This is a genomic window from Vagococcus sp. CY52-2 (assembly GCF_022655055.1).
Taxonomy (GTDB): Bacteria; Bacillota; Bacilli; order Lactobacillales; family Vagococcaceae; genus Vagococcus.
The window spans coordinates 557687-583093 of the sequence record NZ_CP093384.1; the positions used below are offsets into that span (position 1 = coordinate 557687).

The 25407-nt window shown below is 32.8% G+C and carries 31 protein-coding genes and 1 pseudogene; 19 read left to right on the top strand and 13 right to left on the bottom strand.

Annotation, left to right across the window (positions count from 1 at the left end; translation table 11 throughout):
* Positions 1–4: 4 nt before the first annotated feature.
* From mvaD to MN187_RS02810, 3 genes are all read right to left on the bottom strand, one after another.
* Positions 5–1006, bottom strand: a complete 1002-nt coding sequence (gene mvaD / locus MN187_RS02800; RefSeq protein WP_199500891.1) for a diphosphomevalonate decarboxylase — start codon at positions 1004–1006, stop codon at positions 5–7.
* The gene (mvk, locus tag MN187_RS02805) at positions 1000–1950 is read right to left on the bottom strand and encodes a mevalonate kinase (RefSeq protein WP_117972657.1); all 951 of its coding nucleotides are present in this window, start codon (positions 1948–1950) and stop codon (positions 1000–1002) included. Before mvk ends, mvaD begins: the two co-directional genes overlap by 7 nt.
* 586 nt (positions 1951–2536) lie before the next feature.
* Complete coding sequence (locus MN187_RS02810) at positions 2537–3298, bottom strand: peptidylprolyl isomerase (RefSeq protein ID WP_117972658.1); 762 nt, start codon at positions 3296–3298, stop codon at positions 2537–2539.
* Between the two features lie 305 nt (positions 3299–3603).
* Between MN187_RS02810 and obgE the strand changes: the two genes are divergently transcribed.
* From obgE to MN187_RS02835, 5 genes are all read left to right on the top strand, one after another.
* Positions 3604–4920, top strand: coding sequence for a GTPase ObgE (gene obgE / locus MN187_RS02815; protein ID WP_117972659.1), 1317 nt, complete (start codon positions 3604–3606; stop codon positions 4918–4920).
* Positions 4921–5037: 117 nt separating this feature from the next.
* Positions 5038–5967: a ribonuclease Z gene (gene rnz / locus MN187_RS02820; protein ID WP_117972660.1), complete on the top strand. Its 930-nt coding sequence runs from the start codon at positions 5038–5040 to the stop codon at positions 5965–5967.
* Positions 5968–5982: 15 nt separating this feature from the next.
* Entirely contained in the window at positions 5983–6780 is a 798-nt protein-coding gene (locus MN187_RS02825; protein ID WP_256463836.1) for an SDR family NAD(P)-dependent oxidoreductase, read from the top strand.
* 17 nt (positions 6781–6797) lie between these two features.
* Positions 6798–7226 carry a LapA family protein gene (locus MN187_RS02830; protein WP_117972661.1) on the top strand — a complete coding sequence of 143 codons (429 nt, stop codon included), beginning with the start codon at positions 6798–6800 and terminating at the stop codon, positions 7224–7226.
* A gap of 4 nt (positions 7227–7230) precedes the next feature.
* Positions 7231–8406 carry an FtsW/RodA/SpoVE family cell cycle protein gene (locus MN187_RS02835; protein WP_241699347.1) on the top strand — a complete coding sequence of 392 codons (1176 nt, stop codon included), beginning with the start codon at positions 7231–7233 and terminating at the stop codon, positions 8404–8406.
* Between the two features lie 36 nt (positions 8407–8442).
* Here the strand turns inward: MN187_RS02835 and MN187_RS02840 are convergent, their stop codons facing one another.
* Positions 8443–9096: a metal-dependent transcriptional regulator gene (locus MN187_RS02840; protein ID WP_117972663.1), complete on the bottom strand. Its 654-nt coding sequence runs from the start codon at positions 9094–9096 to the stop codon at positions 8443–8445.
* A 158-nt stretch (positions 9097–9254) separates the two neighbouring features.
* Here MN187_RS02840 and MN187_RS02845 point away from each other — a divergent pair, with 158 nt between their 5' ends.
* Positions 9255–9611 (top strand): arsenate reductase family protein, encoded by a 357-nt coding sequence (locus MN187_RS02845; protein WP_117972664.1) that lies wholly within the window; start codon positions 9255–9257, stop codon positions 9609–9611.
* A gap of 16 nt (positions 9612–9627) precedes the next feature.
* Positions 9628–9909, top strand: coding sequence for a glycine cleavage system H family protein (locus tag MN187_RS02850; RefSeq protein WP_117972665.1), 282 nt, complete (start codon positions 9628–9630; stop codon positions 9907–9909).
* A 31-nt stretch (positions 9910–9940) separates the two neighbouring features.
* Here the strand turns inward: MN187_RS02850 and MN187_RS02855 are convergent, their stop codons facing one another.
* From MN187_RS02855 to MN187_RS02885, 7 genes are all read right to left on the bottom strand, one after another.
* A complete protein-coding gene (locus MN187_RS02855) occupies positions 9941–10096 on the bottom strand; it encodes an SPJ_0845 family protein (protein WP_199500886.1) in 156 nt (51 codons plus the stop codon).
* Positions 10097–11236 (bottom strand): NAD(P)/FAD-dependent oxidoreductase, encoded by a 1140-nt coding sequence (locus MN187_RS02860; protein WP_241699348.1) that lies wholly within the window; start codon positions 11234–11236, stop codon positions 10097–10099. It lies immediately after the preceding gene.
* Positions 11237–11256: 20 nt separating this feature from the next.
* Complete coding sequence (locus MN187_RS02865; RefSeq protein WP_242094230.1) at positions 11257–12135, bottom strand: cation diffusion facilitator family transporter; 879 nt, start codon at positions 12133–12135, stop codon at positions 11257–11259.
* Between the two features lie 122 nt (positions 12136–12257).
* Complete coding sequence (locus MN187_RS02870) at positions 12258–12521, bottom strand: hypothetical protein (RefSeq protein WP_117972668.1); 264 nt, start codon at positions 12519–12521, stop codon at positions 12258–12260.
* A 62-nt stretch (positions 12522–12583) separates the two neighbouring features.
* Positions 12584–13735 (bottom strand): pyridoxal phosphate-dependent aminotransferase, encoded by a 1152-nt coding sequence (locus tag MN187_RS02875; protein ID WP_117972669.1) that lies wholly within the window; start codon positions 13733–13735, stop codon positions 12584–12586.
* A 51-nt stretch (positions 13736–13786) separates the two neighbouring features.
* Positions 13787–14509 carry an amino acid ABC transporter ATP-binding protein gene (locus tag MN187_RS02880; RefSeq protein WP_241699349.1) on the bottom strand — a complete coding sequence of 241 codons (723 nt, stop codon included), beginning with the start codon at positions 14507–14509 and terminating at the stop codon, positions 13787–13789.
* On the bottom strand, positions 14502–15959 hold the full coding sequence (locus MN187_RS02885) for an ABC transporter substrate-binding protein/permease (protein ID WP_241699350.1): 1458 nt from the start codon (positions 15957–15959) through the stop codon (positions 14502–14504). Before MN187_RS02885 ends, MN187_RS02880 begins: the two co-directional genes overlap by 8 nt.
* A gap of 307 nt (positions 15960–16266) precedes the next feature.
* Here MN187_RS02885 and MN187_RS02890 point away from each other — a divergent pair, with 307 nt between their 5' ends.
* The 8 genes from MN187_RS02890 (at position 16267) to MN187_RS02925 (ending at position 20393) form a co-directional block, all read left to right on the top strand.
* Positions 16267–16476, top strand: a complete 210-nt coding sequence (locus tag MN187_RS02890) for a hypothetical protein (RefSeq protein WP_241699351.1) — start codon at positions 16267–16269, stop codon at positions 16474–16476.
* Positions 16477–16489: 13 nt separating this feature from the next.
* A complete protein-coding gene (locus MN187_RS02895) occupies positions 16490–16633 on the top strand; it encodes a hypothetical protein (protein WP_158559381.1) in 144 nt (47 codons plus the stop codon).
* Between the two features lie 77 nt (positions 16634–16710).
* Entirely contained in the window at positions 16711–17025 is a 315-nt protein-coding gene (locus tag MN187_RS02900; RefSeq protein WP_158559383.1) for a hypothetical protein, read from the top strand.
* A 220-nt stretch (positions 17026–17245) separates the two neighbouring features.
* Positions 17246–17377 carry an LPXTG cell wall anchor domain-containing protein gene (locus MN187_RS02905; RefSeq protein ID WP_117972674.1) on the top strand — a complete coding sequence of 44 codons (132 nt, stop codon included), beginning with the start codon at positions 17246–17248 and terminating at the stop codon, positions 17375–17377.
* Between the two features lie 54 nt (positions 17378–17431).
* Positions 17432–18652, top strand: a complete 1221-nt coding sequence (gene pepT, locus MN187_RS02910; RefSeq protein ID WP_117972675.1) for a peptidase T — start codon at positions 17432–17434, stop codon at positions 18650–18652.
* A gap of 111 nt (positions 18653–18763) precedes the next feature.
* A complete protein-coding gene (locus MN187_RS02915; protein ID WP_158559385.1) occupies positions 18764–19609 on the top strand; it encodes an NAD(P)-dependent oxidoreductase in 846 nt (281 codons plus the stop codon).
* A gap of 146 nt (positions 19610–19755) precedes the next feature.
* Positions 19756–19956, top strand: coding sequence for a helix-turn-helix transcriptional regulator (locus MN187_RS02920; RefSeq protein ID WP_117972677.1), 201 nt, complete (start codon positions 19756–19758; stop codon positions 19954–19956).
* Between the two features lie 2 nt (positions 19957–19958).
* The gene (locus MN187_RS02925) at positions 19959–20393 is read left to right on the top strand and encodes a DUF3278 domain-containing protein (protein ID WP_117972678.1); all 435 of its coding nucleotides are present in this window, start codon (positions 19959–19961) and stop codon (positions 20391–20393) included.
* A gap of 127 nt (positions 20394–20520) precedes the next feature.
* Here the strand turns inward: MN187_RS02925 and MN187_RS02930 are convergent, their stop codons facing one another.
* On the bottom strand, positions 20521–21546 hold the full coding sequence (locus MN187_RS02930; protein ID WP_490685453.1) for a lactonase family protein: 1026 nt from the start codon (positions 21544–21546) through the stop codon (positions 20521–20523).
* Between the two features lie 259 nt (positions 21547–21805).
* Here MN187_RS02930 and MN187_RS02935 point away from each other — a divergent pair, with 259 nt between their 5' ends.
* Complete coding sequence (locus MN187_RS02935) at positions 21806–22726, top strand: RluA family pseudouridine synthase (RefSeq protein ID WP_117972680.1); 921 nt, start codon at positions 21806–21808, stop codon at positions 22724–22726.
* Between the two features lie 186 nt (positions 22727–22912).
* Here the strand turns inward: MN187_RS02935 and MN187_RS02940 are convergent, their stop codons facing one another.
* Positions 22913–23230, bottom strand: coding sequence for a YxeA family protein (locus tag MN187_RS02940; RefSeq protein WP_117972681.1), 318 nt, complete (start codon positions 23228–23230; stop codon positions 22913–22915).
* 44 nt (positions 23231–23274) lie between these two features.
* Between MN187_RS02940 and MN187_RS02945 the strand changes: the two are divergent.
* The 3 genes and pseudogenes from MN187_RS02945 to MN187_RS02955 form a co-directional block, all read left to right on the top strand.
* Positions 23275–23469: pseudogene (locus MN187_RS02945) on the top strand (ABC transporter ATP-binding protein); the annotation flags it as partial.
* Positions 23470–23704: 235 nt separating this feature from the next.
* Positions 23705–24514: a TrmB family transcriptional regulator gene (locus tag MN187_RS02950; RefSeq protein WP_117972682.1), complete on the top strand. Its 810-nt coding sequence runs from the start codon at positions 23705–23707 to the stop codon at positions 24512–24514.
* A gap of 2 nt (positions 24515–24516) precedes the next feature.
* Positions 24517–25395 (top strand): sulfite exporter TauE/SafE family protein, encoded by an 879-nt coding sequence (locus tag MN187_RS02955; RefSeq protein ID WP_117972683.1) that lies wholly within the window; start codon positions 24517–24519, stop codon positions 25393–25395.
* The last annotated feature ends 12 nt before the right edge of the window (positions 25396–25407 follow it).

Consider the following 25407-nt stretch of genomic DNA (forward strand, 5'->3'; position numbering starts at 1 on the left):
CCCTTTAGTAACTCCATTCTGTATCAGTTAATTGTTTAATTCCTTCTCCAACAGCGGAACAAATTAACTGATCATTTGTAAAACTTTCTTTTAATTTATCTAATATGTCAGACATTTGTGATTGCCTACATAATACTTTTACATTCGGTCCAGCGTCCATTGTAACATAACAAGGGATACCATTGTTACGAATTTCTTTCACTTTATTAATTGCTTTAACACTATCAGGTTCCCAGTATGAAATAGGAGGAGTTGCTCCAAGCATTGTTGCATGCATTTTCATCCCATTTGATTCGGTGATTTCTCCTAGCGTGATAAAATCTTTTTGTTTGATAGCCTCTTTCATAGCGATTAAATCCTTTTTCGCTTCAGTTACCCATACTGGGTAAAATGGTGAGGTATCGACTGTTAGTTTCATACCAACACGGCTTGATAATTTCTTTTTATGCTTGTTAATCGCAATGACAATCATTCCGATGTCCCATGATGCGTCATCAATTTCGATTGCGTAACTGGATTCAGATATATCTCCTTCTCCCATGTTCCATTCAACTAAACCACCGTAGATACTTCTAGTTGAACTTCCACTTCCACGACGAGCGTAAGTAGAGAGGGTTTGTTTGTCTAAATTAAGTTGCCAAGCAGTATTTGCAGCACCAGCAAGGGCAGCAAAAGCTGAAGCAGAAGAAGCAAGACCTGCAGCAGTTGGTACATGATTGTAGCTTTCAATTTTAGCATGTACATCTCTGTTTGCTGTTTGACGAAATAAATCAAGAAAGCGGCTAATTTTTTTTGTTTCGTCTTTATTTTGTTTTATTCCATTTAGGAAAAATTCATCCGTTTCAAGATTAGAATCAAGAGTAACAGAGGTATCAGTATAAAAAGCATCTAAGGTTAAAGATAGACTACTATTCATTGGTAAAAAAAGATCACTATTTCTTTTACCCCAATATTTAATTAAGGCTATATTTGTATGGGCACGACAGCGTCCAATTTGTCTCATAATAGTTGTTCACTCATTTCATAAACCCATGTTTGTTTTGCTCCATGAACTTCTAAAGCTTGAGCAATTTCATGAGCCGATTTTTTATCCATCGCTAATGCTATCATACATCCACCACGACCGCCACCGGTTAATTTTGCCCCAAGAGCGCCATGACTTAGGGATTCTTCAACAAGTTTGTCTAATTTTTCGCTAGATACATCTAACTCTTTTAAGATATTGTGAGCTTGTGTCATATAATTACCTAAAATCGTTGCTTGATTAGTCTCTAATGCAACTTTTCCTTTTTTTGGTAAGTCACCAAGAGAGCTGATTAAAAATTGATAATGTAGAGAATTTTTTTGTTGTAGCTTTTGGTTAATACTTTCAACAGCCTCTTTTGTTTGTCCAGTTTCACCAGTATCGGCAACGACTAAGTAAGCTTCTAAAACCATATTTAAAGGAACCTCTTCTTGTCCTTTAATAAAATAATAAGGTGAAGAGGAACTTGTCATTAGGGCATCTAACCCACTTGGGTTACCATGAGCGATTTTTTCAGATGTGTTGACCAGTTCGAGTAGTTTTGATTGTGTTAATTCAGTATCAAAATAATCAAAAATCCCTCTAACAGTCGCCACAGCAACTGCAGCACTTGATCCCATACCGCGTTCAGCAGGAATGGTGCTCTTTATAGTGATAGATAAAGGATAAGTTTCTTGATTTAATGTCTTCAGACTTAGGTGAATCGCTTCTTTTAAGCTATCTAATAACTCTGGCATATCATCAAGTAATCCAGTATAAAAGTCACAAGAGATAGTTTGATGAGATGTCGCTTTTTCTACGATTGTTTGGATAGATGTTTTAGGAAAAGGTATAGCAATCGACGGATAATTATAAACTACTGCATGTTCTCCTAGCAAGATAATTTTTCCATGTGATTGCCCCATTCCAGTTTGTTTTGGTACCATGTACAAACTCCTTTTATAACGTGACATGTTTCATAAAAAATGAATCTCTCTTAGCATAATACAATAAATGACTATATAACAACTAAAACTAGCCAATATTTTATAAATTCTTATATTATTTTTAGAAAAAAATGTTTAATGAACGAATCATAGTTATATGTTTTTTTATATTAGACAATGAACAATTGAAAAAGTTTTAATTAATAAAATGGAGGAGGTTATATGAATAAAAGTATGATTGATTCAATCCCCTGGAATGGTTGATACTAGTAGTTACGTACTTGTTAGTATATTATCTTTTCCAATTACTTTGTTAGGTACATATGCTGTAAAAAATGTTTCTATGATAGATTGGCTTCACAAAAAATTTCCAGTATACCATTATCAGTTGCCTTTACCATAAATATGGTATTGTTTTAAATTCTACTGATAGGCATATTACCTTCGTGGGGGAATCTTTTAATATCGTGTTAACATTGTTAATGGTTTTATGGTCTGTTTTATCGAGTTTATCAGAGCTTTACTTTTTAAATAAAGCATAAAACATTCTACTAACTGTTATCTATCAGCTAGTAGAATGTTTTAATTATTTAGTTGCTTCTTGAAGAATATTGATTTTTTCAATCTTAATATCTTTTTTAGGTTTATCATTTTCTCCTGTTTCAGCTTTTGCAATGTTATCAACAACATCCATGCCTTCAATAACTTGTCCAAACACAGTATGTCTTCCATCTAAGTGAGGTGCGCCACCTTTTTTATAAGCGTCGATAATTTTAGTTGGAACATCTTCTGCTAATAATCCATCAGACATGTCATCACTATTTTGAACGATAAAGAATTGACTCCCATTTGTATTTGCACCAGAGTTTGCCATAGATAGAGCACCTCTTAAGTTGTACAATTGATTTGAGAATTCATCTTCAAATGGTTTATTCCAAATACTTGCTCCACCTGTTCCGTTTCCTTCAGGATCGCCACCTTGAATCATGAAATCATTTATAACACGATGGAAAATTAACCCATCATAGTACCCATCTTTTGCGTGTGTCATAAAGTTTTCCACAGCTTTAGGAGCAATTTTAGGGAATAATTTAATTTTGATTGAGCCTTCTGTTGTCACCATTTCAACCAAGTCTTCATCTTTTGCTACCTCAGTTGATAATTGTGGTAGCTCTAAAGAATTAATATCTACTGATTCTGAAGTTGCTGTACTTGAAACAGCTGTTGATTGTTCTGTTTTACTTGTTGCAGTTTCTTTTTTTGCTGAATCGTTATTACCACAAGCGGAAAAGAGAGCCAAAGATAAAAGAAGAGTTGTTGAAGCAATTAGCCATTTATTATTTTTCATTAATAAAGCCTCCGTATGTTATTTAATTTATAACCTCCTCATAATAGTAACAGACTTTAAAACTCTTGCCAATTACAAAAGGAGGTATAAAAGTAATTATATTAAAAATAAAAACAGTTTCATCAACAATTTTTATGTAATTTTTTTGTTTTAGTTGCGTTAATGAATAAAAGCCTATATTCTATAGTATGGAACTAGGTTCAATAGTAGGAAAGCAAAGTGAAGAATTGATGAACTTTGTAGACAAACAAAAAATGAACCGATACAATAGAAAAGAGATTTTAATAGAAAAGAGGTGGACTAACATGTCCATGTTTTTAGATCAAGTCACAATTGATGTGAAAGCCGGTAATGGTGGAGACGGAATGGTGGCATTTAGACGAGAGAAATATGTTCCAGATGGAGGACCAGCTGGTGGAGATGGTGGTCGTGGTGGAAGTATTATATTTCAAGTAGATGAAGGATTACGAACTTTAATGGATTTTAGATACAATCGTCACTTTAAAGCACATCCAGGGGAACATGGGATGAGTAAAGGGATGCATGGTAGAGGAGCAGAAGATACTTATGTCAGTGTCCCACCAGGAACGGTTGTAAGGGACGTTGAGACAGGTCAAATTTTGGGTGATTTACTAGTCAAGGGGCAAACACTTTTAGTGGCTAAAGGCGGTCGTGGTGGTCGCGGAAATATTCGATTTGCGACACCAAGAAATCCTGCACCGGAAATATCAGAAAATGGTGAACCAGGACAAGAAAGAAAAATCGAGTTAGAATTAAAAGTTTTAGCTGATGTTGGTCTTGTTGGGTTTCCTTCAGTTGGAAAATCAACGTTGTTATCTATTGTATCAAAAGCTAGACCCAAAATTGGCGCGTACCATTTTACAACGATTGTTCCTAATTTAGGAATGGTCACAACAAGTGATGGACGCAGTTTTGTTATGGCTGATTTACCAGGATTAATCGAAGGAGCTTCTGAAGGAGTAGGACTTGGAACGCAATTCTTACGCCATATTGAGCGAACACGCGTTATTTTACATGTGGTTGATATGAGTGGAATGGAAGGGCGAGATCCATTTGAAGATTACTTATTGATTAATAAAGAGCTAGAATCTTATGATTTACGTTTGATGGAAAGGCCACAATTAATTGTGGCTAATAAAATGGATATGCCAGATTCAGAAGAAAATTTAGCCATTTTTAAAGAAAAATTAGCAGAGTTGAAAACAGATGAATGGGAAGATGATATTAAAATATTCCCAATTTCAGGTGTCACACAACAAGGTGTTGCGCCATTGTTAAATGCAACGGCTGATTTATTGGAAGTAACACCAGAATTTCCTCTTTATTTTGAAGATGAAGAAGAGGATGATGTGGTTAACTATACCTTTACAGAAGATGAACCTGAATTTGTGGTATCTCGTGAAGATGATGCGACATGGGTCTTATCAGGTGATAAACTTGAAAAATTATTTGTTATGACAAACTTTGATAGAGAAGAAAGTACCATGAAATTTGCTCGTCAATTACGTGGAATGGGTGTAGACGAAACACTTAGAACGATGGGAGCAAAAGACGGTGATTTAGTTCGTATCAAAGATTTTGTGTTTGAATTTGTGGATTAATCAAAATGAGAAAGAGTTATTCTTTCTCATTTTTTTATTTTTTAAGGTGCGATACTCTGTAAAAATTGATACAATAGTTGTTATAATTAAAAAGAATGAAAGAAAAGCAGGGGAAAAATGGAATTACAATTTTTAGGAACAGGTGCAGGAGTACCTGCCAAGCAACGTAATGTGACTAGCATTGCTTTAAAGTTATTAGATGAAAGAAATGAAGTTTGGTTATTTGATTGTGGGGAAGGAACACAGCAGCAAATACTGCACACGACCATTCGTCCTCGAAAAATCGCTAAAATATTTGTGACGCATTTACACGGGGATCATATCTTAGGATTACCAGGGCTTATTAGTAGTCGTTCATTTCAAGGAGGGTCAGACCAACTTGAAATATATGGGCCAAAAGGAATCAAAGACTATATTGAATTAACTCTTAGGATTTCTGATACACATTTAAAATACCCTATTAAATTTATTGAAATAGATAAATCAGGGCTTATTTTTGATGATAAAACCTTTAGTGTGTATTGTGATTATTTGGATCACCGGATTGAATGTTTTGGTTACAGAATAGTAGAAAAAGATTATCCTGGTGAATTAAATGTTCAAAAATTACGTGAAGAGCAAATTATGCCAGGACCGATTTATAAAAAAATAAAAGACGGTGACATAGTGACTCTACCTGACGGACGAATAATTAATGGAAAAGATTATTTAGGCCCTAATATCAAAGGTCGTATTGTGACGATATTAGGTGATACTAGAACACATCCTAATTGCTACACATTAGCCGAACAAGCGGATTGTTTAGTACATGAGAGCACATTTAGTGCCTCAGAAGGTAAGTTAGCGAGAAATTATTATCATTCCACCAGTTTACAAGCAGCAACAGTAGCTAAGAAAGCAAACGTTAAGCAATTGTATTTAACGCATATTAGTGCACGATACTTAGGAAGACAGGCACTTGAATTACAACATGAAGCACAGACTGTGTTTAAATCTTCTACAATTGTAAAAGATTTTGATGTGTTTGATATTCCTTTAACAAAATAAAAAGGAGGAGTCAAATTGACAGTAAAAACATTGAAAAATAACTATGTATTAATCACAGGAGCATCTAGTGGACTGGGTGAAATGATTGCTTATGAGGCGGCAAAAAAAAATGCCTCTTTAATATTATGTGCTAGAAATATGGAAAAATTAAAAAAAGTGGCAAGTATATCTCAAGCTATGACAACGGGGAAAGTATTGATTCAGTCATTGGATATTTCTGATTATAATAGTGTAGAACAATTAATGACATTTATTGAAGAAAATGAGCTACCTATTGATGTATTAGTTAATAATGCAGGGGTTGGTATTTTTAAACCATTTTTAGAGACAAGTCAAGAAGAGATAGATATGATGTTTTCAGTTAATATTTTAGGATTAATGACTTTAACGCAAAAAGTAGCTGTGATGATGGCTGAAAATAAAAAAGGTCATATCATTAATATCGCATCACAAGCAGGAAAAATGGCAACACCGAAATCTAGCGTGTATGCGGCAACAAAATTTGCTGTGATTGGATGGTCCAATGCACTAAGATTAGAATTAAAACCATTTGGTATTAAAGTGTTAACCGTTAATCCTGGACCGATGAGAACGAATTTTTTCGATACAGCAGATCCAACAGGTGACTATTTAAAACAAGTTTCAGCGTTTGTTACAGAACCTGAGCGATTAGCTAAGAAGGTTGTTAATACGATTGGTAGTAATAGACGTGAAATTAATACACCATGGATGATGGAAGTTGGCAGTATTGGTTACACGTTATTTCCAAGAGTGGGTGACTTTTTAACTGGGGGATTATTTAATAAAAAATAAGGAGTGACATAAATAAAATGAAAAATACAACTAAAACGATTGTGATATTATTACTATTGTTTGTCGTCGTGTTATTTGCTGTGATTAATGCTCAACCTATTGCGATTAATTTTATCTTTACTAAACAAAGGGTACCATTAGTATTAATCATTATTACTTCAGTCATCATTGGAGCATTAATCGCTTTAATAGGCACTATAGGTACTATCTGGAAGAAAAATCGTTTAGTGAAAGAATTAAATCAACAATTAGTTGATTCAAAAAATACTCAATTAGAAGGGGATGACAACCAACAACGAGTTGAATTAGAGCAAAAGTTAAAAGAAAGTCAGCTTGAGATTTCTGATTTAAGACACAAGTTAGTCAACCAAATGATGTCTAGTTCAACAACTACGTCAACTCCTGAAGAAGAACCTGAAATTGTTGAAGTAACAAAGAAGGATTGATAGTATGTTACGAGTAGAAAAAAGGGAGTTACATCAGGTTGATTATCGAATCTTATTGCCAGTTTTTTTATTAAGTATTATTGGGTTAATGTCAATGTATGTTGCTATTAGTGGGGAGTATTCTTCTGCTGAGGCCATAAAAAAAATGATGCAGCAAATTTTATGGTATGCCATTGGGGGAATTGCTTTATATGTCACAATGGTGATTAAACCGGATACCATTTGGAAATTAATACCATATGCCTATATTATAGGGATTATATTAATGATTGCGCTACTGTTTTTTTATGATGCAGCTCTTGCTATAGAAACAGGATCGAAAAATTGGTTTCGATTTGGACCATTAACGTTTCAACCAGCAGAACTAGTCAAAATATTATATATATTAATGCTATCATACGTCGTGACAAGGCATAATCAAGAATTTGGAAAACGAGATATGAAAACGGATGGATTATTAATAGGTAAGATGTTGTTGGTTACCTTGCCTATTGCTATATTACTTAATCTACAAAATGATTTTGGAACGATGTTAGTATTTTTGGCTATATTAGGAGGTATATTTTTAGTTTCTGGTATTTCGTGGAAAATTGTATTATCCGTTGTGGGAATCTTTTTAGTATTAGGTGTCACACTGATTTTTTTAGTGACAACAGAAAATGGTCGTCAATTTTTGTACAGATTGGGATTTAAATCTTATCAGTTTGCTAGAATTGATGCATGGATTAATCCATTTTTTGATCCGACAGGTCAATCCTATCAACAAGTTCAAGCATTATTAGCTATAGCGACTGGTGGCTTTTTTGGTAAAGGATTCAATGTATCTGATGTTTATGTTCCTGTTAGATCATCTGATATGATTTTTTCAGTAATTGCGGAAAATTTTGGTTTTGTGGGTAGTATTTTCGTGATTCTTTTATACTTACTACTGATTTATCGAATGATTCATGCCTGTTTTGAAACAAAAAATGTATTCTTTTCTTATGTGACAGCTGGTGTGGTGATGTTGATTCTTTTCCATGTTTTTGAGAATATTGGAGCAAATATTGGTTTGCTTCCCTTAACTGGAATTCCTTTACCTTTTATTAGTCAGGGTGGTTCAGCTTTAGTCAGTAATATGATTGGTGTGGGCTTAGTTATGAATATGAGATATCATTATTCATCGAAAAAAACAAGCTAGCGTAGTTTAATAACTATGTTAGCTTGTTTTTGTAGCTTAATTTGTTGAAAAAATAATATTGGCTTGTTTATTACTAATATGATGTTGTGAGTCATTTTTATTAATCTTAAATATAATTAATTCATTGAAGTCATCGATATCTAAAATAGTGATGGTATCACCAATAGATAAGTTGATACTATCCAGATAAGTTAAGACAGATACATCATCCATCACTCGTCCAATAATTGGCATATCGCCAATTTTAAATTCAGTTAAGGGAATAATCGCTTGTTCGCGGTAATTTTCTTCTGTTGGGATAATACCACCATGGGGACAATTTGTTGGGTTACCTAGATAGTCATAGAGTCTATCAAAAAAGACAGAGTCTTTGACATGTTCTAATTCTTCAGATAAATGGTGTAAATCATATAAAGAGTATCCCAATTTATCATATAAGAATGTTTCGATGATACGATGATTTCGAATGATGATAATTGTTTGATTTAATCCTTCTAAAGTTAATTTAGCACCAGTATAAGGTTTATACTCAATCAAGCCATCTTTCTGCAGTTTTTCAACCATTTCACTAACAGATGCTGGGGATACATGAAGATGTTGGGAGAGTGTCTTGTTTGAAACAAATTCGTCAATTCCATTATTTTCATAAATTGCTTTTAAATAGTCTTCTTTATTGGAAGATCTTGACATGCTTGTCCCTCCTACAAAATAATTGCTAAAATATATTAACTAATTTATTCTATCATAAAATTTAAAATTATATTAGAAAAAAGAAAAAATGAATCTTTTTTTTAATAATTGATATGCTATACTATAAACGTATTAAATAAAGAAGTGAAGGTGAGAAAATGACAACTTTTTATTGGTATCCTAAATGTTCAACTTGTAAAAAAGCGATAGCTTGGTTAGATGAACATAATATTGAGTATAACTTAATAGATATGATTGAATCACCACCTACAAAAGAACAATTAATTCATTGGATGGAGACAAATGACTATCCAATTCGTCGTTTTTTTAATACAAGTGGTGTACGTTATAGAGAACAACATTTAAAAGAAATTGTAAATGATTTTTCTAAAGAAGAGGCTGCAACACGTTTAACTGCTGACGGTATGTTGATTAAGCGACCTATTTTAGAAGTAGGAGATAAAGTGTTATTAGGCTTTAAAGAAACAGATTATGAGTCATTATTGTTAAACTAAATAAGGAAGTGTTAATATGTCAGAAGAAACATTATGGGTTAAAGACGTTGAGAAGGGGAAAATGGTTGGCTTAACTTCTACAGCTCAAGACGATTTAGGAAGTATCACATTTGTGATGTTGCCAAAAGTAGGTAAAGAGATAAAAATAGGCGATCCTATCGTTGAATTAGAAGCTGAAAAAGCAGTTGTTGAATATGATTCACCTGTTTCAGGTACTATTGTATCCATTAACGAAGAAGCTGAAAAAAATCCTAAGTTACTTGATGAAAAAGATGCTTGGCTATGTATTATTAAATAGAAAAGAACCCACATAATGTGTGGATTCTTTTTTATTTTCTGTCCTTATCAGTAGGGGATGGCTTGACTGAAAAATTAACGGTTGTTTTTTCTTTTTCAGGTTTATCTTTTTTATCCTCTTTTGGTTCTATTGCAAATTCTTCAAACATCTTTTCAAGTGAGTCTTTTCGTTTAAATGTTAATCCCATTTATAATTCCTCCCAGGTTATAGGTTTGATATAGTGATTGGGTTGAGCTTTATACCTGTCAAAATTTGTTTCTTTCTTTAATAACCAGTCTACCAATGTTTTACCAATTATTGGTCCAGTTGTCAAACCAGAAGACCCTAAGCCACTGGCAACCCACAAGTTTTTAAGGCCTTTTACTTCGCCAAAAAATGGTAAAAAATCTGATGTGTAAGCACGAGTTCCCACTCTGTGTCGTGTGATAGGTAATTCAACTAAAGAATTAATAGTATCACTTGCCACCAGTTTTAGATGCTCTAATTGTGTATAATCGGGTGTTAAGTCAAATCCTTCATCATTTTCATGAGTAGCACCAATTAATATGTTTCCATCATAAAAAGGGATGATATCAGATTCTCCAACAGGCATGATAACAGGTAAATCTGCTGTAGAAAGATTAGATTGTACTTCAATGAGTTGTCCTTTTTGTGGTCTAATATCAACATGATAGTGAAGTGGTTCTAACAACTGAGGTAACCATGCTCCAACACTTAAAATTAATGAATCAAACATCAAAATGTCATGTTTAGTATGGACGTTCCATTGATGATTCATATATTCTATCTTGGATACGCTCGTTTTTATTAACTGATCACTTTCTTTTAAAATAGAATGAATCCCATTGATTAGTTGTTCTCCATCAATTTTAGCACCACCTGTAATAAATAAGGCATCATCTGTTGATGTGATAAATGGGTACAATTGGTTGATTTCTTTGTCTGATAGATGAGAGATATCGCCAATTTCTGGAGCATCTACTAAACGTTTGTGAGCCATTGATTCTAATTTATCAAGAAGTTTAGGCGTTTTTTTATAAAGTAACGTTCCAGTTTTATGATAGATTTTTGTTGTATCTAAAAAATCTGATAAATCTGACATGTACCGAGTGTAAAACTTAGCCCCTTCTTTAGCTAGAAAGTACCACTCCTTATTTCTTCTTTGTGATAACCAAGGTGAAATGATACCGGCAGCAGCTGAGCTGGCTTGACCAGTTCCATCATCAAACAAGGTGACATCAATAGTTGGTTCCTGAGATAAATAAAAGGCGGCAGTTGAACCAACAATACCACCACCTATAATTCCTACTTTATGTTTTAATGACATATTATCATATCCTTTTAGCTTTATTTACTTGGATAAAAAGGCTCGACATGGACATCAATGTCAAAAATATCATATTTTTCTTTTAGCTCAGTTTCTAATTGATCGACTAATTGATGACTATTTTCAACAGTTAGAGTTGGATTCATTGAGACAACAACGTCTAAGAATACATTAGCCCCTAAACTTCTAGCACGAATGCTAACGACATCCATAATACCATCCATATTCAGGATATCATTTTTATATACTGTTAACAAATCTTTATCAAAACCATCAGATAAATAAAATGTACTTTCTTTGAAAATTTCATAAGCTGTTTTCAAAATGATACAGCCAATAATAATCGCAGTTAATGTATCAAGCCAACCTAATTTAAATGAAGCAGCAAAAACAGCAATAGAAGTCCCAATACTTGTTAGCATGTCACTAAAATTGTCTTTGGCGACGGCATGTAAAGCTTGACTGTTATTTTTTTCTGCAATTTTTTTATTAATCAAGTAAACCCCATACATAATTGAAGCAGAAAATAGACCAACATAGGCAGCTAATTGACTTGGTTGTTCCAGTTGCCTATCTACAATAGAACGGATACCATCCATCACCACTTGAACCCCCACAGCAAACATAATTAAAGAAGTTAATAAAGAGGCGACGTTTTCTGCTTTCCAATGCCCATATCGATGCTCATTATCAGCAGGTTTACGAGAAACTTTTAGTCCAATTAAAACAGCAATAGAAGCAATCATATCTGTGAAGTTATTCAACCCATCAGCAGATAAAGCTTGAGATTTACCATAATAACCAGCAGCTAATTTGATAAAAGCTAAAAAAATGTACGTAAAAATACTAATAAGGGCGCCTTTTTCTGCTTGTTTAATTTCATTAATCCTTTTTGTCAATAAACTCACTCCTTAAATGATACGAGAGTTAGTATAACAGACAAATGACCATTTAGAACAGATAGAAAAAAATATTAAGGCAACCTAAAAAATAAAATAAAAAGCCCCAAAATTAATTGAGACTAAGCTGCAGGATTAATTAATACCCCGTTAATATTATGGACTGTTGTTAAATTAATACGTTCATCATATTTTTCATCTGTTCCTTTTTTAGAAAAATTAAAGTATAGGTCATCCCCGTTATAAACTAATTCAAAAAAGTCGATATCATCATAGATAAAACGTTCAGAATTATTATAGATAACGACAATTCGTCCTTTTGTAATATATAAATTTGATAATAATACTTTATTTTTTAACTCAATAAGTGAATGTTTTCTTGGCATAATTATCTCTCCTTTTGTATGTAGTGTATCATAAATAACAGAGTTGATAAAATAATTAGAAATTATTCAAACGTTAGAGTTTCTAAACGATCAAAAGCTTCTTCTAAAACAGGAATATCTTGTGTCGCTGCTAATCGAATAAAGTTTGAACCACTTTCTCCAAAGGCTTGACCTGGGATAACAAGAATTTGTTTTTCTGTTAATAATTTCTTAGAAAAGGCGACAGAGTCCAAACCTGTCCGACTAATGTTAATGAAGGCATAAATACTTCCTTTTAGTGAGTGAACACTTAAAAATGGAATGTCTTGGATACGTTTTTCAATATATTCTAAACGTTCTTTAAATAAATGAACCACTTCTTTTGATACATCTTGATAGTGGTCTAAAGCATAAATACCAGCCCGCTGAGAAGGAGTAGGAGCAGAGTAAGTCACATCTTCAGATAATAAATGACAGGCATCGTTAATATATTTTGGTGCAATCATATAGCCTATTCTCCAACCAGTCATAGCAAATGTTTTTGAAAAACTACTAAAGGTAATCGTATTATCTGGCGCTAATGAAGCCATAGGAGTAAAAGGTTCGCCAAAAGTGAATGCTTCATAAACTTCATCTGATAAGATAAATAAATTATGTGTTATTGCGAGTTCCGCTATTTTAGTTAAGGTACCTTTAGAAAAAACGGCACCAGTTGGATTATTTGGAGAGTTAATGATAATGGCTTTTGTTTTTGTCGTAATAGCTTTTTCTAAAATAATTGGATCAATTTGAAAGTCATCTTTCTCATAAGTTGGAATGATAATAGGTGTTCCACCAGCCTCAATAACTTGTGTTTTATAAGGAGAAAAGTAAGGTTCATGTATAATGACTTCATCTCCTTCATTTAATAAAACTTGAAGAGTAAGATACATACCTTGTAAAGCACCCACAGTAGCGCGTACTTGATTTTTTTCAAAAGATAAATCATATTGTTTTTTATAAAAATTGATAACGCTTGTTAAAAAGTCGTCACTTCCATCAGAAGCAGTGTAATGCGTGTGTCCGTTATAAGTGTCTTTAAATGCCGAGTCAATAATTTCTTTAGGAGTTGTGATGTCGGGATCGCCAATAGATAGATTTAATAGGTTAGGGGTTTTACTGGCTAAATCAGTAAATTCCATTAATAAATTTTCGCTTGGTATTTGGTAAAAAGTATTTAACATTGTTTTATTCATTGATATCCTCCTTAATAATAAAAAAAGTCAAAGGTTTCTCCTTTGACTTTTTTATAGTACTTTTTCTAAAAAGCCTTGTGTTCTGTCATTTTTTGGGTGTAAAAAGATATCATCAGGGGCTCCTTCTTCTTGAATTACCCCTTTATCCATAAAAATCACTCGATCGGCTACTTCTCGGGCAAATCCCATCTCATGAGTCACGACGACCATGGTCATGCCTTCTTCGGCTAACGCATTCATAACGGCTAGAACTTCACCAACCATCTCAGGATCTAGCGCACTCGTTGGTTCGTCAAATAACATGACATCTGGATGCATCGCTAGGGCACGCGCGATCGCGACACGTTGTTGTTGACCACCAGATAAACTTTTTGGGTATTGATTGGCTTTATCTTTTAGTCCAACTCGTTCTAATAGAGCAAGTCCTTCTCTGTCAGCTATGTCTTGTGACTCATTTTTTACTTTTACTGGGCTAATAGTCAAATTTTCTAACACTGTTTTATGTGGGAAGAGGTTAAAGTTTTGGAACACCATCCCCATTTTTTGACGGAGTTGATTGATGTCTACTTTTGGATCAAGTAGGTTGGTTCCCTCAAATTCAATCATACCACTAGTCGGTGTTTCGAGTAAATTTAAACAACGTAGAAACGTACTTTTTCCGCTACCAGAAGGGCCAATCACTACAACCACTTCACCTGCTTTTATATCTAGATTAATTCCTTTTAAGACGTCATTATCACCAAAGGATTTTTTTAAATCGTGTATCTTAATCATTGGTACCAATTCTCCTTTCAGCTACACCTAATGCACGAGATAAGGTGAAGGTTAATACAAAATAAATCAATGATGCAATTAAAATTGGTAAGAATGGTTTGAAACTTGCACCACGTACTACGCCTGCTTGGAACATTAATTCAGATACCCCGATAACAGATACCACAGATGATTCTTTAATGACAGTCACAAACTCATTTCCTAAAGCAGGTAAAATATTTTTAATCGCTTGTGGCATGATAATATATCGCATCGCTTTTTTCTGACTCATACCTAGAGATCGTGCCGCTTCAGCTTGTCCTTTATCAACGGCGTTTAACCCAGCACGAATGATTTCAGCTACATAAGCCCCACTGTTTAGTGATAAGGCCACACAACTTGATGCAAGAGCACTTAGGTTAATTCCTAAAACATTTAGTCCAAAGAACACTAAAAAGATTTGAACCAGTAGGGGAGTCCCACGCACGTATTCGATGTAGATGACTGAAATCCACTTAAATAATTTATTTTTCGATTGTTTCATTAACGCAAGCAGTGTTCCTAAAATACTACCAAACAGTACCCCAATAATGGCTAGGAAAATCGTGTAGCCAGTCCCTTTAATGTAGTAGGGAGCATATTTTTTCATAAAAGACTCATCTTGGAACATATAAGGAATGACTTCTTTTTTGTACTCAGTCATTAAATCTTTATCATTAATTTCCTTTATAGAAGCATTAACTAAATTTAAAAAATCAGGTGCATTTTTTTGTATAGCCACTGCCGTTCCTTTATTTGCATTATCAAGTCTAATATCAGCAAACATTAATGAGTTGTCTTGTGTTAGGTAAGCTTCAGCGACTGGCTCTTCAATGACAGCAGCATCAATTTTCTTTTTTTGGAGTTGTAAAATAATATCAGGTACTTGTTGGAGAGAGACTGTATTGGCATGTAATTCATCGTTAGAAAGTTCTTCTTGCATGGATTGAACTTGTGCTCCAACTTTTATACCGTTAAAATCATCAACTGTTTTAAATTTATCTTTGTCTTCTTTTCTAATAACTATTTTTTGTTCGACTGTCATATAAGGATCAGAAAAATTAACTTCTTTTAATCGTTCTGGAGAGGGAGACATACCAGAGATAATTAAATCAATTTTTCCAGTTTTAAGCGCCCCAATTAACGCATCAAATCCATACTCTTCGACTTTTAATTTAACGCCCATATCATCTGCAATTTTTTGAGCGATTAAAATATCAGTCCCAACGACTTGATCTTTTCCATCCATTGTTGCGTGGAACTCATATGGAGCATAATCAGCAGACAAACCAACTGTCAATACCCCTTTATCTTTAATATTTTTCAAAATAGTCTCTTCTTCTGCAAATGTATGTAATGGCACTATAGTAGTTAGTACACCAATAATAAGTGTAAATAATAGCATTAACTTTTTTCTTAGTGAGCGTTTCATTACAAAACTCCTTTCTTTTTATCATGTTTTTCATTATAGAATAAATATAATTATTATTCAATATTTTTTGGATAAATGTATAAAAATGACTTATATTCAATTTTTTAAGACTGTTTATACATTTTAAGGATAATTATATTTTTATAATGATAAAAATTAAAAATAGATTGAGTTTGTTATAATCAAGCAGGTTGAATAAACCTCATTAGATGGAAGAGGAGGAGTAGGATGAATAAAAAATAAAAATTGGGTTAGCGCTATTTGGTGCAACAGTACCGAGAAGATGCAAATCTTGTTGGGGTGCCTGATGGTAGAACCATTTATTGAGAGACGAATCAAGAAAAAAGATAAATATTTTGACAATTTAAACTTACGTAAAGCTCTATCATATGCAATAGATGGAGAAGCCATTATCAACCATGTACTAGGAGATGGATCTAAGATTGTATGCGGGATTGTATCTAAAGGGCTTTCGTCAAATCCCAAAACAGTAAAAGATTTTGTTGCAGATTCATAGAAGTACAAAGAGTTTGATGAAAAAAGAAAAAGAATATTTTGAAAAAGCTAAAAAAGAGTTGATTATTGATACGCATCGTTTCGAGATTTTAACAGATGATCATGACTCAACGAAAACATTGCTGAGTACATTCAAAGTGCTTATAAAGATGTATTAGGAATTGAAACAAACGTAGCAATTACCACAAAACCCATTCGTCCTGACTGTACGACTGCAAAAGGGGGGGAGATGGTCGTGACTGGTTGGGGAGCAAATTATAACGATGTGAGTTCATTCTTAAATTTATTTGTGACAGGAAATAGTTACAACAAAGGGAAATATTCTAATCCTAAATACGATAAATTAATCGAAGGATCTAGAACAACGCATGCAACTAATTTAGAAGCGAGATGGCAAAATCATTTGGATGCTGAAAAAGTATTGTTGGGTGAAGGTTATGCTGTCATTCGACTATATCAAGTAGTTGAAGGACATTTAATTAATCCTAAAACAAAGGATATGGTCGTCATGTTGCTGGAGCTCCCTATGATTATAAATATATGTCAGTAGAGTAATCATAAATTTGAGTATAGAGATTTTACTTAGAATAGTTTTTATATAATTAATCAATAAAATGTAACAAAGTACCCCGTTGAATTCATGTAAGAGTGAAGCTGAACGGAGGTGTTTTTTATTTTTAAATTTGTTTTGAGTATCAAATTAAAATGATTTTTGTTATAATTAGACAATAGTTACTGAATGTCTAGATGTCTAAAGGAGGCGTATTTGTATGTTACCACAAACAGGAGAAGTTATTATGAATTGGCTGCCATATATAGGCATTGCACTTGTTGTCGTTGTAGCTTTTTTATTGTTTAAGAAAAAAAAATCTAATGACGATGAAGAACAAAATGAACCATAACACAAGAAGCACCTTTTTAGGTGTTTTTTTGCTATAAAGAAAAGGAGAGATAATATGTCAAAACTACTAGAGCGTTTTATTACATATGTCAAACTAAATACACGTTCAGATGCAAGTAGTAGCACCATCCCAACGACTTATTCTCAAGTGGAATTTGCCTTAATATTAAAAAAAGAATTAGAAGAAATGGGATTAGATAGTATTTTTTATAATGAAAAAAATGGTTTTTTGACAGCCAAATTACCTAAAAATAGTGATGAAAAGGTGACGTCAGTTGGATTTATTGCACATTTAGATACAGCTGATTACAATGCTGATAATATCACACCACACGTCTTTTCTAATTATGATGGTGGTGATGTGGTATTGAATAAAGAAACGAACATCATCATGAAGGTGGATGAGTTTCCTAACTTGAAGGACTATGTAGGAGAAACATTAATTACAACTGATGGAACAACTCTCTTAGGTGCAGATGATAAGGCAGGAATTGTGGAAATATTAGAACTGTTGGACTATTTCATTAGTCATCCAGCGATTGAGCATGGAGATATTTATGTTGCTTTTGGTCCTGATGAAGAAATTGGAACAGGGGCAGACCATTTTGATGTATCATATTTTCCAGTGGACTATGCTTATACTATTGATAGTGGACGTATCGGACACTTTGAGTATGAAACGTTTAATGCTGCTCAAGCCACGTTAACGATAGATGGGACAAGCGTTCATCCAGGGACAGCATATGGCATGATGGTTAATGCATTAAAAGTGGCAATAAATATAGATGCACAACTTCCTCAATTGGATGTACCAGAAAAAACACGAGGTTACGAAGGATTTTATCTACTTCATGATTTAGAGGGAAGCATTGACTCAGCGACAATGACTTATATTATTCGAGATCATGATAAAGCTCGCTTTGCTGAGAGAAAAGACTATATGACACGACTTGTTGATGAAATGAATAAGACGTTTGATCGTCCAAGAATTTCTCTTCAATTAGTTGATCAATACTATAATATGAAAGACATCATAGAACAAGATATGAGAAGTGTTGATGTTGCTGTTAAAGCAATGAAACAGTTAAGTATTGACCCAATTATTACCCCTTTTAGAGGTGGAACAGATGGTTCAAAAATATCATTTATGGGTGTGCCTACACCAAATATTTTTACAGGTGGAGAAAATTTTCATGGGCAATATGAATTTATTACATTAGAATCGATGGAAACTGTTGCAAAATTATTGATAGAAATTGTTAAATTAAGTGATTAAAAGGAGGAACAATTTATGACTTAATGGTTATTAACATGTGTCGATTTAAAAGAAGAACAAAAGATTTACCTTCAGGATAATTTTCCAACAATTAGGGTTGTTTCAATTGACTTGTTAGCTGTATCAGATTACGAAAAAGTGACTATTATCTATGGATGGTCTGATAAGCTTCCTTCATTGACTCATTTTCCTTCTTTAAAATGGTTACAAACTCTTTCAGCTGGAGTGAATTATTTACCATTAGAAGAATTGGCTAAACGAGATATTCTGGTGACAACAACAAGTGGTATTCATGGTCATCAAATGACTGAGAGTGTTCTAGGAATGCTGTTTAGCTATACTAGAAATATTCGCGAATCTATTTTAAAACAAGAAAAACATGAATGGGGGATAGTAAATACCGGAACTGATTTAGTTGATAAACGGGTGTTAATTTTTGGGACAGGAAGTATCGCACAACAATTAGCAAAAACGTTACAAGTATTTGGTTGTGATGTCTTTGGAATTAATCGAAGTGGAAGACAGGTGGATCATTTTACACAAACGTTTAATTATCAAGAGGGGAAAAGTAAGTTAAATACAATGGATATTGTAATTAACTTACTGCCTGGGACAAAGGAGACGTATCATTATTTTAATGACGATCTATTTTCTAATATGAAAGATGGTGTGGTCTTTATCAATATGGGACGTGGTACTTCAGTTAGTACAAGTGATTTAATTTCTCATATTAAGACAGAAAAAATAGGATTTGTAGCACTGGATGTTTTTGAAGAAGAACCTTTACCTAAAGACAGTGAGTTGTGGAATTTACAAAATGTTTTAATTCCCCCCCACATATCCGGTGCAACGGATAAATATAATGACCGTGCATTTACTATTTTAACGGATAATTTAATTAAATTTATGAATCATGAAGAGTTAAAAAATGTTGTGGATTTAAATTTAGGGTATTAACTTAATTATAAGCAGGTAGCCTCTTATTTTTATAAGGGGCTTTTGATAATGCTTTGTAGGATATGTCATATATTTTTGATAAAAAGTGTTTAGAGAATTATAGTTAATTTAGTCATATATATATGTCATTTTTTAGAGAGGAAATTATGAATCGCATAAAAGAATATCGTAAGCAACAAGGATTATCACAAGCTGAACTGGCAAAACGTGTCGGAGTGGCACGTCAGACGATTAACTTAATTGAAAATACAACGTATAATCCATCATTAGAATTATGTATAAATATAGCCAAAGAACTTCAAACAGACTTGAATACACTATTTTGGAACGTAGAAGGTGAGGAATAAAAATGAAGAATATAGAACAAACATTACTTAAACATTTTGTTGGTTACATTGATGATAGAGATGAATACCAACAAAAAATGATTATTAAAATATTGGCAGATGCTAATATGATGACCTTTATTTTACTAACGGTTTGTATGATGATTAGTTTTATCTGGGATGCTTGGCATCATACAGTGTCATTAGGAACAATCTTTTTATTTTTAATTCAGCAATTGAATTCTTATTATATTTTAGTAAAAACAAAGAAATTTGATGTTCTTAAAACAGAAGTATTTGATGAAGATAGCTATAAAAAAGAATTGGGTAAAATTAAAAAAAGTGCCATTTTATCAGGCATTAACTGGGGGATTTCCATGTTCGCTTGGATGGAATTTTTATTTCCACTTATACTAAATGAGCCCATTGAATTAAAATGGTTTAATGTATGTGTGTGATTTATTGCAAGTATACTATTTGGTGGATCAGTGTATGTAATTGGTAAAGGAAAATTGAAATTAATCAAAGAATAAAAAAGATTAGGTTATCCAATAAACTGAATAACCTAATCTTTTATTTATTTATTTATTTATTTTTTACACACACCACTTCAGGAGCAAAGACATCTTTTTGTAAAAGAGTCAATAAGCCAGTTTCTTTGTTTCTTTCAAACAGAGTTAAGTTATCTGAATTTTGATTTGCTACAACAATAAAGTCTTCATTTTTTGATAGGTTAAAGTCACGAGGGAAATCTCCCTCCACTGAAATCCACTGTAATGTGTTTAGTGTTTTACCATCTTCTGATACTTCATAAACCACAAGTGAATTATGTCCCCTATTAGATGCATATAAGAATTTACCATTTTTTGAAATACGAATAGCAGCCCCACCGTTAAATTCAGTATGAGTTTCAGGTAAAGTTGAAATGGTTTGAAGTGCTTTAAAGCTACCAGTTGCAACATCGTAATCTAAAGCAATCACGTTGCTTGATAATTCACCGAATAAATAAGCGATTGGTTTTGTTGGATGAAATACAAGATGACGAGGTCCAGTGCCAGGAGTAGCTATAAATTTAGCTACTTCGGTTAATTTACCATTATTGTCGACATCATAGGTATAGACTGTGTCATTTCCTAAATCGCAGACTACTAATCGGTTATCAGGTGTTAAATCGGCATAATGGACATGAGGGCCGTCTTGATTTTCATGGGGACCGTTACCAGTATCTTGGATTTTATCAGCAAGTGAGACAGCCCCGTTTTCATCAATAGTATAAGAATATAAAATTCCTTGATGATAGTTTGCTCCGTAGACCACTTGTCGCTTATTATCAACAGCGACATAGCAAGGAGGAGCTCCTTCTACCATGACACGATTGATTAAAGTATACTCTCCATTTTCTTCTGTTTTGTAGCTAGCGACTCCACCTAGATTGCCTTCTTTTGCTACTGAATATAAAATCCCTTTGTTTGATACATCTAGATAAGTTGGGTTGTCTTCGTTTATTAAGTGATTTAAGTGAACAAGCTCTTTCTTTTTTGTATCTAATGAGATTTCATAAATCCCTTGACTGATTCTTCTTGTATATGAGCCTAATAAAAATTTTTCCACGTCACTCATTCCTTTCGCGTTGATGCGTTTATTATAGCATTAGAATAAATTATACGCACTTTTGAGATAAAATATGAAATGAAATATTCTTTTGTTTATTAGATAATACTAGGAATCTATTGTTATGATGATAAAATTAGTGAAATTCCCATACAGAAGAGAGGATGAAAAAAGACGGTCAACCTTGTTTATTGGTTACTGATTGTAGTAAGATGATGAATGAAGGATATTATGTAATAAGGAAAGAGTAAGGTAGATAATGAAAAAAAAGACAAAATCACAACACATAAAACCTAAAAGTTTTCAAAGCACTCGTTTTACTGTCGAACAAGAGGATGAGTTATTACCATTTCTATTGACACACATTAATAAAAGTCGTAATGCGGTAAAATCTATTTTAACTAGAGGGCAAGTTGAGGTAAATAATACTCCGACAACAAAACACAATTATAAATTAACAAGTGGTGATGTTGTTAGTATTCAAAGTAATGAATCTTTAATGAAAGAAAAAGCGTTAATAGGCTTATCAGTTGTTTATGAAGATGATGATATTATTGTGATTGATAAGGAAGCAGGGTTATTATCAGTTGCCACTGATAAAGGAAATGAACCCACAGCACATAATCAACTAATGGGTTATGTGAAAAGAGACCATCCTAAAAATCGAGTGTTCATTGTACATAGATTAGATAAGGATACATCTGGTGTCATGTTATTTGCTAAAAAAGAATCTGTGAAACATGCCTTACAAGATAGTTGGAAAGAGTCTGTTCAAGAAAGATTGTACACGGCATTAGTTGAAGGCAAAGTAAAAAAAGAAAATGACACGATTACTTCTTGGTTAACTGAAAGTAAAACCTTTAAAGTTTATTCAAGTCCGAATGACAATGGCGGGAAAAAAGCGATTACCCATTATAAAGTAACGCGACAAAATAATGATTATAGTTTGTTGGAAGTGTCACTTGAAACTGGACGGAAAAATCAAATTCGAGTTCATATGGAAAGTATTGGTCATCCTATTGTTGGCGATAAAAAATATGGCGCAACGAGTAATCCATTGAAACGGTTAGGATTGCATGCTACGACATTAGTATTTAGTCATCCCACTACTGGAAAAAAAATGGTGTTTAAATCTAAAATACCACGTTCATTTATAAAGAAAACACAAGTAAGTAAATAAATTTTTTGTTTTTCTACTAAGTAAATATTGAGTGGTATCTTAATTGATTAACAGTACATTATGTTAAGAAGAAAATAAATATAATAAAAAAAGAGTAACCATTAAACTTCAATTATAAGGTGTATGGTTATTCTTTTTTTTATTTAATTTTTCTTTTGCTTTAGTTGAAATATTATCTTTTTGAGTTTATTCCCAAGTAAGAACGCCTTTAATATCATTTACTTTTATTTTTAAATAAGCATGTTCTTTTAATGGTTTATCTTTGTAAGCATCAAATTCAAGTTCTTTTTCCGTTCCTTTATCGTCAAAACTAGCAAGATTATAAGCATAGATTGAACCCTGTTTAATCTCTCTATCATCTAGTGCCTCTTTAGTCTTAGAAGGTTCTTTCGTAACTTTTGTATAATAGTATGTACCACCTTGGTACTTGTGGTAAAGAGACATTGGTGTTGCAATACAGGCGATTAAAATAAGTGCTAATATTATTTTTTTGTAGTAGGTCATGATAAATCCCCCTCTCTTCAAACATTAGTATAGATAAAAATGTTATAACATTAATGATTACACATAACATGGAAGATGCTATAAAATATGGAAATCGCTTAGTCATGTTACATGAAGGGAAAATTGTCGTGGATATCAATCAAAAAGAAAGAGAAGGGTTGAAGGTCCAAGACTTAATGGATTTATTTCAAAAAAATAGTGGAAAATCATTGACAGATGATGCACTGATATTATCTTAATGTCTTATTTAAAAAACTCAAATCAAATTGATTTGAGTTTTTTTGTTCGTGAAATTTTTATTTTAATATTTGTGATTAAAGTTCTTTTATAAGCATTTTAATCAAATTTAATCTTGTGAAAACATTATAAAAAGGGTTTATTTAATGTTAAAAACATCACAAATAGATTGTGTAAACGTTATTTTATGATATAGTAGTTACTAAGGTAGCTACTAAAAAAGAGGTTGAAAAAATTATGGAAACAATAATACAAATAATGAAAAAATATCATTTTTCTGAGATGGAGACATTAGTGTACACCACACTGTTGGAACAAGATAAGCTAACAGGTTATGAAATAAGTAAACAATCTGGTGTACCACGCTCAAAAGTGTATAACATTTTAGAAAAGTTATTGAAAAAAAATTTAGTTATTGTGAATAAATCAGAACCAAAGTTGTATCGAGCGATATCTTCAGATGAATTTATTGAACGCTTAGAAAAGGATGTCAAACAGGATTTAGCTGTTTTGGATAAGCAATTAGGCGAGATAAAAGAAGCTGAAGAAGAAGAGTTATTATGGAAAATTGAAGGGTATTCTCATGTTTTGGAAAAAGTTGAGCATTTAATCAAGCACTCTAAAAAAAGTTTGTTGGTTCAAATATGGAAACAAGATATCAGTAACGAGCTATTATTTTTATTACAAGAAGCTGAGAAACGATTAGACGAGTGTGTGGTGATTCTATTTGATACAGAACATCATTATAATCTGCCATTAAATCATTATTATCAACATGGGTTTGAAGAAGAAAAATTAAAAGACTTTGGATCTAGGTGGATTAACATTGTTCGAGATGAAAAAGAAGTGGTGTTTGGTACATTATCAGAAGAAACAAGTCAAACAGACGTCACGTGGACAAAAAATAATGCGATGGTTAGTTTATCAAAAGAATACATTAAACATGATGCTTATACATTGAAAATTATTGAAGAATTGCCTCAAGAATTGCGTAGTAAATATGGTCACGAGTTTGAAAAAGTGCGTTCAATATTTAAGGGGGAATAGTTATGGTCAGAACAGTTTTATTAACATTAATTATATTAGTCAATGGATTTTTCGCTTTTACTTTTGTGAAAGATTTAATGAGTCATAAAGAAGAATTTAAAGAAGAAAAAGCGAATGTAAAATGGTTGCCTTTTACATCATTTATCATGTTTTTCCTATCAACATTTGGTATTTCAGATTTTGCAATAGGAACCGTTCTTTATCCAAAATTAGGTTGGGTAAATATGAAAAAATTACCAGGAACATTAAACACACAATGTGTTATACCTGTAGCAGCAATGGCATTATCATATATTTCAGGGGTAAATGTTGGGATTAAAACATTAGCCATTTGTATTGTGGCACAAGTTATTGGTGCTTATATTGGACCAAAATTTGTTGTAAAATTACCTGAAGATACCATAAAAAAATTCGTTGGTGTTGGGTTAATTATTGCCGCATTCTTAATTTTTGCGGGACAAGTTAATTGGATTCAATCAAATGGGACAGCAACAGAGTTATATGGTGGTAAACTAGTCCTAGCAGCGTTTTTATTATTTGTATATGGGGCATTAAATAATATTGGGATTGGGTCATATGCTTTGACAATGGTTACAGTTTACTTATTAGGAATGGATCCAATTGCCGCTTTCCCAATTATGATGGGAGCGTGTACCTTCTCAGTGCCAATCGGAAGTGTTCAATTCATTAAATTTGGTGAATATAGCCGTAAAATCACATTATTTACGTCAATATTTGGTGTTCTAGGGGTATTGGTAGCAGTCTTTTTAGTGAAATCACTAAATACTTATATGTTGAAATGGGTTGTTATCTTTGTTCTTTTATATAGCTCATATTCAATGTTAGCAGCACAACTTAAAAAAGGATCACAAACAGCTTAAGGGGGAAAAGAG